Genomic DNA, 12,578 nt, shown 5'->3' with positions numbered 1-12,578 from the left:
AGTGATGGAGGGGATAAATAATCGAATTAAGTTGATTATGCGACAAGGATATGGCTTTTCTAATTTTGACAATTTTCGAGATCGTGTATTAGCTTGCTTTTCTAATTAGATAAAAATATCACCGTAAGTTCCAGAGAGCCCAATAAACGTGCGTTCATTTGCTTGATGTTCGCGCTGTCGGTCTATTTTAGGACCGTTTTTCATCAACCCTACCTTTATAAAATATCTTAAGCTTTCCCTCGTTGATTATTGTTTCAGTTATGGTTGGGGAGGGAAGTATCGGTATTGCGATCGTGATTCATCATCACCAAAAAAGATAGTATCATAGGAATGGCGCAGAAACCGGGTTTTTTTAGGAAAAGACTGTGTTATAGCCTTTAATCCCGGTAAAAAACCTTCCAGGCATCCGAGTCTGCAAGTCCTAGCTCATAAACCCGGTTTATACGGAAAAATCTTGGTTTGGTAATTAGAAATCTACGAATCAACCGGGTTGCTGAGGATTAGTGCGTCCAGGATTGTATGAGTAAATCGCCAAAAAAGCGATCGCCTCCATCTCTACCCACAGAAAAGAAGAGGACACAGCAATGCTGTGTCCCTACAAATACCGCGGTTAAAACCCAGTTTAAAAAGACTTAAATTCCCGGCCAGACAGATTTTTTTTGCTCAGCCAATCCTGACCCAATCTGATTGTCACGTCCGACTGCAAAGAACCGGTACTCTCAACCAGCACATCTCCAAAGCCCAAAAACTGGCGAATCGCTTCAGCACCTTTAACATCGCCGTCTTGAGCTACTAGAGTAGTTACCTCCAGCGGTTCGGGCCAAGCTTTATAAACCTGAACATTCCGATAGCCAGCGCGAGTCAGAGTATTGACAAAATCTTCAACAGCCGATGGATCTCCGGTACTATCTTGAATCGCCACCTTCAGAAAAGTCGCATCAACATTTTCAATTTGCCAAGTATTTTGGCCGAAGTCAAAATGTTTCGCCACCAGAGTTTCGATGGCATCTTGGTCTGGCAACCAAAAACTAGCCTTGTAATCCTTAGAATCGCTGAACCTGCCGGGAACCATCAACATCTGCACGCCAGCGCGATCGGTTTTAGTAGCAAAACCAGCCAAAGCCACCAATTCTTCAATACTCAAATTTGTGTCAAGGTGAGACTGAATCACCGATAAAATCTTCGGTAGTCGAGACAGTAAACCTACATTAACTTCCTGTTCCACAAAAGCCCGCATCAACAATTGTTGCCGCTGCACCCGCCCGATATCCCCCAAATCGTCGTGCCGGTAAAGCAAATATTGCACGATTTGTTCGCCGTTGAGGTTCTGCTTGCCAGCTTTTAAATCTATATATAAATGCTGGCTTTCATCGGTATACTTCATGTCTTTAGGGACATTAATAGTAATGCCACCAAGTGCATCTACCAAGCTTTTTATGCCTTGAATATTGACTGTGACATAGCGGTCAATTCCCACGCCGCCTAAGAGTCCGCTGACTGACTTGGCTGACGAAGCCGGGCCGCCGTAGTAATTGGCTTCGTTGATTTTCACGACACCCCTGCCTTCAACATAGGTGCGGGTGTCTCGCGGAATGGAAAGCACGCTTAACTTTTTATTTTGAGGGTCAAACCTAACCAACAGCATGGTATCGGTTAACCCCTTGAAAGAGTTTTGCCAGACATCGTATCCCTGCTCCTTATCGGGATGGCCGTTGAGGTCTGAACTCAGAACTTTAAGTCCTAAAACTAAAATATTAACTGGGCGAGTCAGCTCCGGCATCTTCATGCTGAGCTTTGCCATGTCGCCTTGAGAAAATACCGCCGCTTCTTCAGGGCTCAACTTTTGTTGCTGAAGTGGCGTTGTCGAAAGGGAGACGGCTAGCAACGCTCCGGCTGTGGCTGAGAGCATGGCTACTCCCGCCAAACCAAAACCAAAACCCAGCCAACGGCCTCGATGGGGCTGGTTCGATTTTTTGGTTGAAGGTTGAGCAGTTGATTGTTGGATAGGGTCTTGATTAGGAATTTTTTGAGCTGGCACTGGCTTCCTCACACACAACAGAAATAAAAAAGATAATGGCAATATGTAGTATCAAGCTGAAGACGCACTCAATCAAGAGGGTAGGGGCTTAAAAGAACCCTAAATTATGATAAATGTTTGCCCACCACTTGCTCGGCTACGCGGCTAATTCCGGGCAACCATAGCGGTTGACGCTTCCAGAGGCGAACCATCAGTCCCACAGCAACGATGAAATAGCTGGTTGTCAGCAGGCTACTCATTAATAACATGGGAAGTGTCGGAGATTCCGCAGAAATCGCTCCAGCTTCTAAAAGAATATGTCCTAAAAGCCAACTAAAAGCAAGGGCAATTGCCAAGCGGCTGACGGCTTTGCGTTCGGGGCTGCCCTGACGACGGTAAAGAGTCCACAGGGCGGGGAAAAAGCCGATGACTGGGATCATTAATACAAACAGACTTGCACGATCGAGTTCAGGATTGTCTAAGGGATCTCTATTTTTCATAATTCGCTACTCAAAATTTGCAGAAGGTCAGATTTTGCACAAAAGTTATTAGTTGGACGGAAAATTTATATCCTAAACCAAAATTGGGATAGCAGGGCTGGTGCGATCGCAAAACTTGTCTGTCAGAGGCAAAATTTTGCGGCGCTGCGGCTCTGGCGATCGAGCGTTGGCAACTTTTCGACCCGGAGAGCCGTATTTTGATAAACTGGATACAGCACAGGACACAGGAGAACAGACTTAGCCATGACCCAATCCCAAAAACCGATCGTTATTGCTCCATCCATATTATCAGCCGATTTTAGCCGTCTCGGAGAAGAGATTCAGGCTGTTGATCGAGCTGGGGCTGACTGGATTCACGTAGATGTGATGGACGGTCGCTTTGTTCCTAATATTACTATCGGGCCGCTGATTGTTGAAGCAATTCGCCCTGTTACTACCAAGGTGATCGATGTCCACTTGATGATTGTGGAGCCGGAGAAGTACGTGGAGGACTTCGCTAAGGCTGGTGCTGACATTATTTCGGTTCACGCCGAGCATAATGCTTCGCCTCACTTGCACCGCACCCTCGGCCAAATTCGGGAATTGGGCAAAATGGCTGGTGTGGTTCTGAATCCTTCGACGCCTTTGGAGTTGATCGAGTACGTGCTGGAACTTTGCGATTTGGTGCTGATTATGAGCGTGAATCCCGGCTTCGGCGGTCAAAGTTTTATCCCGGGTGTTTTGCCGAAAATTCGCCAGTTGCGCAAAATGTGCGACGACAAGGGCCTCGATCCTTGGATTGAGGTGGATGGCGGTTTGAAGGGGAACAATACTTGGCAGGTTCTGGAAGCGGGCGCAAATGCGATCGTCGCTGGTTCTGCTGTGTTTAAGGCGAATGATTACGCAGGCGCGATCGAGGGTATCCGCCACAGCAAGCGCCCGACTCCTGAGTTGGCTGCGGTTTAATTTAAAAATTCGATCGTGTCCGGTGAATTACCCAGAATAAAACTGGTTCGTAGTCAGGACTTTAGTCCTTAGTGGCTAAAAGATTTAAGAAAGGACTGAAGTCCTCACTACAAACTGTTGCATAACTTTTTAGCTAAACAGACGGGAATCCCCACGCTATGCCGATCGAGGTCAGTGTGGGATGAAACGGGATAGAAAGGAGAAACGAAATTGACACTCCCCACCGATGAATCGAGGGGATTCTTGATTAAGATCACAAACAGATAGATGCGTGTACTTTGGTTGCTAAAACAATTTAGGAGATTTTGTGCGGTTTTGTTGATAAGTTCTTAACATCTACAACACGAAGGAATCGCACAACTGTTTATTCAGCTTCGCCGATGAGGGTAAATGCTGCCCAGTCTCTAGGTTGAGGATGCTGTTTCATGGTTGTTAGCATGGCTTGGCGTAGTGCTTGCGCTTTATTGAGTTTCTTTTCTTGCCACTGGCGATAAAATTCAACCATTAAGGGGGCTGTGGGAGCATCGGGAACCGACCACAGGGAGACGATAACGCTGGGAGTACCTGCAGAAATTAAGGAACGGGATAGTCCGATGATTCCATCTTGGGTAATGCGTCCTTGTCCGGTGTTGCAAGCGCTCAAAACGACTAATTCGGCGTTGAGTTTGAGGTTGAAGATTTCTTCGGCGGTCAGCCAACCGTCATCGCTACCGGAGGGGGTAAGGGCGATCGCGCTTCCCAATCCTCGTAAGTTGTCGAATATTCCGTGGGTAGCTAGATGAATTATTTTAGCTTGGGGCAGCATGGGGAGAATATTAGCTTTTGTGGCTTGGCTGCCGATTAATGCGGAAGTAGTGAATTGTTTGGCGATGTTGTTAGCTTCGATTTCAGCATTTGGTAGAGGAGATAAATTTTGTGGAGGTTTCCCCGGTATTGATGCAATTTTAGGCATGACTGGATTTCCTACTACCAACACATCTGTGGCGCTACTGGTAACTCGCTGGCGAATTTGACGGGTTGAGTCTAATACTTGAATAGATGGTGCGGTGAGGATAGTGTGTTTCTCGATTAAGAATTTGCCATTGGCATCTTGCAAGGCAGGAAAAGGAACGAGAAATAACTCCCCTTGAGGAATGAAGATAACACGGGATTCTGGATCTTTTGGTAGTAAGTCAGCGATGGGTTCAATGAGTAATTGATGAAGTGTTTGTAACTCCTGGTTGTGGATATTTTGAAATTCAACTTTTTTGACGACATCAGCTATGGGACGTTGAATGGGATCGGAGTTTGGGAGCTTGATTGTCAGCATACCATTTTGGCGATCGATAGATATTACTTCCCTAGCTGGGTAATATGGCAAATCGTCGTTTAGCCTGACTAAATCACCTGGAGCAAGTTGGTTAATTGTGCTACTTATCTGGTTGTTATTGCCAGTTATTCTAGATGCAGGTCTATTATTAGCAACAGCTCCCTCTTTAACAATAGACTCACGACTTTTTCTAACAAAAGCTGATAAAGAAATATCTGGTATTAGAGACTTGAGTTGACTGTGGCGAACAGTAATTTTTCCATTTTTTTGTATTACCCAAATATATATTTCTTCGGGAGATACAATTGAATACTCAACCAATGTTGCATTTTGCTTTTGAGTAATTTCTGTAATTTGTTGAACTGTGATATGAGGAATATCAAGTAAGTTATCAGATCGTAAAGATAAATTTTGGGTAAGTAATTCTACAAACGCACGGGCACGTCCTCGCTCGGAAATTTCTAAAGCTGCTATTGTTTCGTTTTGAGCAATTAAACTTCTTTGTAGATTTCTGTAAACTGCGGTTTGTAGATCGATCAATGAAATTTTTTCTTTGTCTTCTAATTCTACTCTCAAAGATTCATATACATTCATCGCTTGGCGCAGGGAATTTTCTGCTTCTTTTAGGTGACCGATTTTCAACAAAGCACTACCCATATTGCTGAGAGTATTTCCTTCTAGAGCGCGATCTCCAATCTTCCTGGCTAACACTAAAGATTGCTGATAAAATTCCAAGGCTTTTTGATACTGTCCTTGTTGCTGATAAGCCAAGCCAATATTATTTAGAACAATTCCTTCCAACTCTCGTTCATCAATTTTTACAGCAACATCCAAAGCTTGTTGATAAAAATTCAATGTTGTTTTATATTCATTCATTTTGCTATATAAATTACCAATTCCATTCAATACCCTACCTTGACCAATCGGATATTCAATAGTTTTAAAAATTGCTAATGCTGAATTATAAGCTTCTAATGATAAATTAAATACTTCTCTAGATGAAATCTGTAAATTTAAGCTATGATTATCTAGTTCTTCTGCTTTTAAATTATTTGCTAAATTTCCGATTAAAATAGCTATATTTGTGAGGTTAGTCGCTAAGTTTTTTTGCAATATATAACTATCAGGCGCATTATCAATAATGGTGAGAATCTCTTTATATGCCTCTAAAGCTTCTTGATATTGACCAATTTCTATATGTAGTAAAGCCCTGTCATTAAGCATACGACGCTTTAGATTGCGATCTCCTAAAGAATTACCATAGCTCTCTATTTTGACTGCCAGAGATAATGCTTCTTCGTAATATTTTAATGCTTCCTGATATTGGCTTAATTTGTAATAAATGCCAGCAATATTTGCTAAAATATCTGCCTCCAATGAACTATTTTCAATTTCTTTGGCAATAGTCAATGCTTGTCTAAAATCAGCAAGTGCTTGTTTATATTGACGTTGAATTTGATAAACTTCTCCACGAGTGCGGAAGATCGAGCTAGTTAAAATTTTAGAATTAATTTTTTGAGCATTAATTAAAGCTTGCTCTAAATATTCTAAAGCTTCTTTATATTTTCCTTGTTGTTTATAATTAGCAGCAATGTTATTTAAAATTTTAGCTTTTTCACCTTGATTTCCTAATTCTATAGCAATATTTAAAGCTGCTTGATATAATTTTAAAGCTTCTTGATGCCGCTGTAACTCAAAAGCAACAATGCCGATATTATTTAGAACGTTACCTTCTAAAGAACGATTGCGAGTTTCTCTAGCAATCGCTAAAGCTGTTTGATAAAATTTTTCTGTTTTCTTGTGCTGATTTGTACGACGATAAACTTCCCCAATATTATTGAGAACCATACCTTCCAGGTCGCGACTTTTAGTAGCTTTAGATAAATCTAATACTTGTTGATAAATGGTTAAAGCTTTTTGATAATTGTTTTGTTGCAAATAAACTCCTCCTAAGTTAAATAATGCGCGTCCTTGACGAATATAATCATTAACTTTTTTTGATATATTCAAGGAACTTTCTAAATAATTAATTGCTTCAGTAAATTTACTTGTGTTCGTATAAATAATTCCAATATTATTTAAAGTATCTGCTTCCATAAGGCGATCTCCTATTTTTTGAAAACCATTTAAAGCTTGCTGAAAATATTGTAAAGCTTCTGAAAATTGCCCGCGATAATATTGTTGTATTCCCTGTTGATAAAGTCGCTCAGCTTTTGTTTTTTCAGAATTATTTTCACTTTCACTTTGACTTTGGAATAGATTTAGCAATCTTACAAGTGCAGCAGCCTCTTGAGAATTTTTACCTTCAAACAAAGATAATGCTTTTTGAGAAATATTTTCCAATTCTGAATCACTAATTTGCCGAGCAATTGCTAAACTTCTTTTAAAGGAATCGATACCGCGAGTTGTATTTTGTAAATATATGTAAACTAATCCCGCATTTATGAGTGCTGTGCCTTCTCCTTGGCTATTTCCTGAACGACGAAAAATATTTTCAGCTTCTTGTAAATTTTTTAAAGCTGTTTCTGCTTGCCCGCTATTAAACTTTTGAATTCCCTGCTGAAGCCAAGCATTTCCCAAATTATTGAGAGATTTAGACTCTAACTCTAAATTTTCTATTTCCTGAGAAATTGCTAAACTTTGTTGATAAAGAGAGATTGCTTGAATATATTATTTGAAAAAAAAGTAAGCATTTCCTAAATTAATTAAAGCTTTGGCTTCTCCCAATTTATTTTTCATCTTCTGATAGATATCTAAGGCTTGTCTGCAAGACTCTAATGCTGCTTCATATTGCTTAGCTTGCAAATGCTCTCGACATGGATTTAAAATACCATCTGTATCTTCACTAGAAGAATTTGAAATTTTAGCTGACACTGGCTGTACTAAAATAGAACTAGATAAAGACTCTAAAAGCAACATCAAACAAGACACGAACGCAATTGTCTTAACAAAGTTAAATAATTTCATAGTTTCTAATTTTTCCTTTGAGCTTCTCCTAACAATGATTTTGAAGAAATATCATTCAATCTGATTTTTTCTTCACCTAATAGTTCGTTCCAATCTGCAAGCAACTCGTGGTTATCTGGTTCTTTCAGGCGCTGTTTGCCTAGGGTTGTTAAAGTATCGAACCAATAGCCATTAGCAGCATAAATTAACAGACGATCTCGCTCTTCTGTAGTTGTGGCTAACTGCCTCTGCATCTCAGAATTTGGCAACTGGAGCTTTACCTCTCCACTCACCAAAATATCATCCACTCTGCTATTTGGATTGCAAATAACAGAGAATGTCCAGCGATATCGCCTGCCATCATTTAATGTCATATTTTGGGGTAATTGGATGCTAATAATTCCTTCTTCTGTGAAAGATACAGTCGTGCGATAAACTTCATTTCTACGCTCGTCCATTAAAATAAATTCTGCGGGAATAGTATAGGGATTGTAAAACCAGAAAGTTGGACTATTTGATGCACTTAAACCAGTATGTGTAGGGGGAATCAAAGCAGTCAGTTGGGTTTCTACATTCGGACATTCACCGCGACTTGCCGCACCTCCCTGTCGCGAACCAGGTGCATCTATTGGTGGTAGCTTTAAAATAATTCTTCTTCTCTTGCTTTGGGCAACAAAAATAGGATTAAATAACTCTGGAGAAAAAGTATTTGCTGGCAGTTCTGTAGGGGTACAGAGGTTACTGGAAATCGCCAAAATGACTGTCAGAGGAACGATTTTAGTAGTCTGAGCGATCATTAGGAGTTTGATTTTAAGAGAATTTCTTCAGTATAGCAAAAAGAACGTATAAGTTGTTACTTGCTTGATCGATTAATACAATCCTGGCTGTAATTATCAGGACGATCGCTGCGGGAATTAGCGGTATCCAAATCCCATTGACGAACCAAATATAGGAAATGAGGGCTAAAACAGCGATGGAGACAGAGATCGCAGCTACCCGATCGAGACGTTTCTTCCACACCAAAACCCCTGCCCCTCCCACCAAAGACCAACCCCAAATCCAGAGAACTTCAACGTATGGCGATCGAGGTTGCAACAACACTCTTCGATCCAACACTGCACTGATAATTTGACTGGTCATTTGCGCTTGAACCAAAACTCCCGGCATTTTTCCATAGGGTGTGGGATGAATATCGGGTTTAGAAGGATCGGTAACGCCAATAAGAACTATCCTTTCCTTAATCCAATCGGGTTTAATGCGAGCGTCCAGCACATCGCTAACTGTAACTCGTCGTGCTAATTTTTGAGGCGATCGATAATTCAACAAGATTTGATATCCTCGCTTTTTCAAATGTTCCTGAAAATAGCCGCCTGAAGCGATATCTAAACCATTGAATACAGTTCGATCTAGCTGTACTGGGTAAGTATCTTTGGGTTCAATTCCTTTTTGTTGTAAATAGTAAAGTGCCAAATAAAAACTGAGAGAATAGTTAGCCGTGCAGCGAAAACTTAACGTCGGCTCTACATCGATCGCTAATAGCTGACGGCGAATAACACCATCGATATCATAAACCACATTACTAAATCCTTGACGGTCTTCAGAAACTCCTGGAGGTGGAGCAACCCCACCAGCATTTCCTTCAAAAGGAACTTGACAGACAGCAGTCACACGCTCGCTTTTTAGTTGTGCCAGCAATTCCTTATTTCCAGGTTCTATGGGAATGTCTCGATAGATATCTAAACCAATCGACTGTGGTTCCATCGCTTCTACCTTTTGCAAAACTTGCGCCAAAACGCGATCGGGTAAAGGAAACCCATATTTTTTAAGATCCTCAGCATTAGCTTCAACCACCACTATTCGCAAATCTTCCGCAACTTCTTCCGGTCGCGATCGCAAGAAAAAATCGTAAGCTTTTAATTCTAATATTTCTAACCAACCTAACTGCCTCACTACCACTATTAAGCCAGTGCCGAGCAAACTTGCCAATAATACACCGCCAACTTTTTTCATCCAGGTTGGACGATCGTTAATTGGTGGATTTGGAGGCAAGCGAGTGCCAAACATTTCTTCTTCCTCTTCTTGAGATAAGTTATCGTTAGAAGAGCGATCGCTAGATTCCTGCTGCTCTTTTTCAAAAAAAGAATTCTCCTCTTCTACCTCTATAGAAATAGGAGGAGTTAGATCCTGGTTTGGAATAACAGCGATCGCCTTTTCTTCTTTTTCTTCCGAACCTAGGTTAGTTTTTTTTTTACGAATAACTGGAGTTAACTCTTCTGGAATATCTTCGAGCTGCAAGTCTACAAGACCAAACTCAAACGCGCGATCGACAGGTTCCCCTGCAACTAATGCTTTGTATAAACCGACAGCAAAAATAATTGCCGCGCGATCGCCAATAGCTTTATTCATGCCAATTACACAGGAAATATGCTCGACAATTGCCTCAGCTTGAATATCTGAATAACAAGCATTAAGAACCACACAATTGACTTGATGAGCAACCAGCTTAAATAAAGCAGTTAAAGCTTTTGGCGTTACAGGTTTAACTTTACCCAATTCATCTTCAAAGCACAAATTACCAGTTTCAGTTCCATGTCCGGAAAAATGAACGATATGGGGTTTGAAATCCAAAATTGCTTGGCTAATGTCTCTCGGACGGGTAGCAGTGCGATCTTCTAAGATAAATTCTTCTCGCAGATTAGCGAGTTTGAGTTGTTCTCGAATATCTCGCAATTCTTGACCCACCCGCAACCGCAAAACATCGCGGGGATCGGTAGACAGAAATAGAATTTTTGTAGGACTATTAGCACTCATGTTTAGAATTGATACTAAATCCGGGTAATCTATCCCCTTTATAAATCCTTCATTTGAAGCCAGAGTCTTTGCGATTGCTTCACGTTCGCAATGACAATAAAGGAGGTATTAAACCCGGACTTGGTATGAGATAGTTAACAGGCAATCGCTACTACTATAAACTTAAATCAGAATTTAATCAAGTTTTGAGCAGAATCGCGATCGCTCGCAATTTTTTCCAGCACAGTTTGACGGGTAGTTGCAGCCATCTCTCGATCGGCCTCAAAAAATTGAGTGACGCGATCGCCAGGGTAAACGCATCTTAACTTTCACCCAAAATATGCTACAGTTAAATCCGACTAACTTTCAATGTAGTTTGTTGTAGTTTATGGGTGCTATCAATGGCAAGAGGTTTTAGTAAAGCTGTAACTTCCCAACAAAAACAAACAGATTCATTGCCTTCAATGAATATTTTAAATGCCAGTTTTTTAGAACATTTTGCCAATTTGAAAGACCCCAGAATAGAAAGAAGTAAAGAACACTTACTCAAAGATATTATAGCGATTGCGATTCTAGCTATCATTAGCGGTGCCGACGGATGGGTGGCAATAGAAGCCTATGGTAATGCCAAATATGAATGGTTAAAAAGCTTTCTAGAATTACCGAATGGCATACCATCTCATGACACATTTAGTCGGGTATTTGCCCGAATTGAACCACAACAGTTTCAAGAATGCTTTTTGAGTTGGGTAAATGCCATAGTCGGGGAATTAGAACTAAACGTGATTGCCATTGATGGCAAAACGATGAAACAATCTTATGACCGAAATGACCAGCAAAAAGCGCTACATATAGTTACAGCCTGGTCTTCATCTCATCAATTGGTTTTAGGTCAAAAAAAAGTCGATAAAAAATCAAATGAACTGACAGCAATTCCGGCATTAATAGAAATGTTAGAGATTGCCGGAAGCGTAATAACCATAGATGCTATGGGCTGTCAAAAAGACATAACATCTCTGATTATCAAGAAAAAAGGAGATTATGTTTTAGCTTTAAAAGGGAATCAAAAACTCCTCTATCAAGCTGTGAAAGAGTGGTTTGAAGTAGCTAAAAAATCAGATGATTTAGGCAGAGACTACAGTTATTATGAGCAAGTAGAAGCTGGACATCATCGAGTGGAAAAAAGACAAGTTTGGACTGTTGATGTATCCGAGTTACCACCTCTGCACAATCAAGAATTATGGACGGGATTAAAAACAGTTGTCATGATAGTTAGTGAAGGACGGCTGTGGAATAAAACCACGACTGAAGCTCGTTTTTATTTGAGTAGTTTAAGCAGTAATGCTGAGATAATTGCTGGGGCTATCCTCCGTCATTGGGGCATTGAAAATAGCTTACATTGGACGCTTGATGTGACATTTTGTGAAGATGAAAGCCGGATTCGGAAACAGAACTCTCCCGAAAATTTTGCACTTCTACGTCGCTTGGCTATAAATTTACTAAAACAAGAAAAAACTTCCAAACAAAGTCTAAAAATGAAACGGTATCGAGCGGCAATGGACAATAATTATTTAGTGCAAATTTTAAATTCTGCCAGTTAATGCTCGAAATCTAACACCTATCTAAGAAGGAAAATTATCCGGCTTTAAGAAGTTTAGAAAATCTTAAGGTTCTGATTTAATTTGCTTAAATGTGGTTAAAGTTAATGATTTTTAAAAGTTTTTTTAGTTATTTAGTAATGCACAAATTTAGGTGTTTGTCAAATTAATTTAGATGCGTTTACCCTGGGTACTCATGGCTTGAGTCATCCAGCTCTCGGCGGTTCCGCTTCTTCTCAAGTCCAAATTAGTCAGTCCAATTTCTCTCAACCTCAATTTGTTTCAGCTTCAGGTTCAGCCACACGCTCAGCAACACAACGCTCAGCAACAGGTCATTAGTCACAAGTTAAGCTAAAAGCACTATTGTCAATGAGTAAAATTACTCATCTTTTACCTGTTGACCCAATTAAAATATGACTCCATTTGTTCCTTTATTATTGAAAAAAAACTGTTCGGGACTTCTTTGAGTTCCA

Annotated in this window: 10 protein-coding genes; 3 read left to right on the top strand and 7 right to left on the bottom strand. The window is 40.5% G+C overall.

The window, feature by feature from the left end; translation table 11 throughout:
• On the top strand, window positions 1-109 hold a 109-nt coding region (locus ACUVJL_RS11590), incomplete at its 5' end, for a transposase (RefSeq protein WP_445244738.1).
• Window positions 110-622: 513 nt separating this feature from the next.
• Here ACUVJL_RS11590 and ACUVJL_RS11585 read toward each other — a convergent pair.
• The 3 genes from ACUVJL_RS11585 to ACUVJL_RS11575 form a co-directional block, all read right to left on the bottom strand.
• Window positions 623-2,038: an LCP family protein gene (locus tag ACUVJL_RS11585; RefSeq protein WP_445245981.1), complete on the bottom strand. Its 1,416-nt coding sequence runs from the start codon at window positions 2,036-2,038 to the stop codon at window positions 623-625.
• 104 nt (window positions 2,039-2,142) lie between these two features.
• Window positions 2,143-2,517 (bottom strand): hypothetical protein, encoded by a 375-nt coding sequence (locus ACUVJL_RS11580; protein WP_332954095.1) that lies wholly within the window; start codon window positions 2,515-2,517, stop codon window positions 2,143-2,145.
• 72 nt (window positions 2,518-2,589) lie between these two features.
• The gene (locus tag ACUVJL_RS11575) at window positions 2,590-2,742 is read right to left on the bottom strand and encodes a hypothetical protein (protein ID WP_445245980.1); all 153 of its coding nucleotides are present in this window, start codon (window positions 2,740-2,742) and stop codon (window positions 2,590-2,592) included.
• An 18-nt stretch (window positions 2,743-2,760) separates the two neighbouring features.
• Between ACUVJL_RS11575 and rpe the strand changes: the two genes are divergently transcribed.
• The gene (gene rpe, locus ACUVJL_RS11570) at window positions 2,761-3,462 is read left to right on the top strand and encodes a ribulose-phosphate 3-epimerase (RefSeq protein ID WP_445245979.1); all 702 of its coding nucleotides are present in this window, start codon (window positions 2,761-2,763) and stop codon (window positions 3,460-3,462) included.
• A 364-nt stretch (window positions 3,463-3,826) separates the two neighbouring features.
• On the opposite strand, the gene ACUVJL_RS11565 is transcribed toward rpe, so the two are convergent.
• The 4 genes from ACUVJL_RS11565 to ACUVJL_RS11550 all read right to left on the bottom strand — a co-directional run bounded on the left by ACUVJL_RS11565 (window position 3,827) and on the right by ACUVJL_RS11550 (window position 10,528).
• Window positions 3,827-7,351 (bottom strand): CHAT domain-containing tetratricopeptide repeat protein, encoded by a 3,525-nt coding sequence (locus ACUVJL_RS11565; RefSeq protein WP_445245978.1) that lies wholly within the window; start codon window positions 7,349-7,351, stop codon window positions 3,827-3,829.
• Between the two features lie 90 nt (window positions 7,352-7,441).
• Window positions 7,442-7,738, bottom strand: coding sequence for a tetratricopeptide repeat protein (locus ACUVJL_RS11560; RefSeq protein ID WP_445245977.1), 297 nt, complete (start codon window positions 7,736-7,738; stop codon window positions 7,442-7,444).
• 5 nt (window positions 7,739-7,743) lie between these two features.
• Window positions 7,744-8,514 carry a DUF928 domain-containing protein gene (locus tag ACUVJL_RS11555; protein ID WP_445245976.1) on the bottom strand — a complete coding sequence of 257 codons (771 nt, stop codon included), beginning with the start codon at window positions 8,512-8,514 and terminating at the stop codon, window positions 7,744-7,746.
• 13 nt (window positions 8,515-8,527) lie between these two features.
• Window positions 8,528-10,528 carry a CHASE2 domain-containing protein gene (locus ACUVJL_RS11550; RefSeq protein ID WP_445245975.1) on the bottom strand — a complete coding sequence of 667 codons (2,001 nt, stop codon included), beginning with the start codon at window positions 10,526-10,528 and terminating at the stop codon, window positions 8,528-8,530.
• Between the two features lie 380 nt (window positions 10,529-10,908).
• Here ACUVJL_RS11550 and ACUVJL_RS11545 point away from each other — a divergent pair, with 380 nt between their 5' ends.
• Complete coding sequence (locus ACUVJL_RS11545; RefSeq protein ID WP_445245974.1) at window positions 10,909-12,108, top strand: ISAs1 family transposase; 1,200 nt, start codon at window positions 10,909-10,911, stop codon at window positions 12,106-12,108.
• Window positions 12,109-12,578: the final 470 nt, after the last annotated feature.

The organism is Microcoleus sp. OTE_8_concoct_300, from assembly GCF_031383065.1.
Lineage (GTDB): Bacteria > Cyanobacteriota > Cyanobacteriia > Cyanobacteriales > Microcoleaceae > Microcoleus.
This window is presented reverse-complemented; position numbering and strand designations above follow the sequence as displayed.

Excerpts from the sequence above, each read along its gene's own strand:
- ACUVJL_RS11580 (WP_332954095.1), bottom strand. The coding sequence starts at position 2,517 with ATGAAAAATAGAGATCCCTTAGACAATCCTGAACTCGATCGTGCAAGT.
- rpe (WP_445245979.1), top strand. The coding sequence starts at position 2,761 with ATGACCCAATCCCAAAAACCGATCGTTATTGCTCCATCCATATTATCA.
- ACUVJL_RS11560 (WP_445245977.1), bottom strand. The coding sequence starts at position 7,738 with ATGAAATTATTTAACTTTGTTAAGACAATTGCGTTCGTGTCTTGTTTG.
- ACUVJL_RS11555 (WP_445245976.1), bottom strand. The coding sequence starts at position 8,514 with ATGATCGCTCAGACTACTAAAATCGTTCCTCTGACAGTCATTTTGGCG.
- ACUVJL_RS11550 (WP_445245975.1), bottom strand. The coding sequence starts at position 10,528 with ATGAGTGCTAATAGTCCTACAAAAATTCTATTTCTGTCTACCGATCCC.
- ACUVJL_RS11545 (WP_445245974.1), top strand. The coding sequence starts at position 10,909 with ATGGCAAGAGGTTTTAGTAAAGCTGTAACTTCCCAACAAAAACAAACA.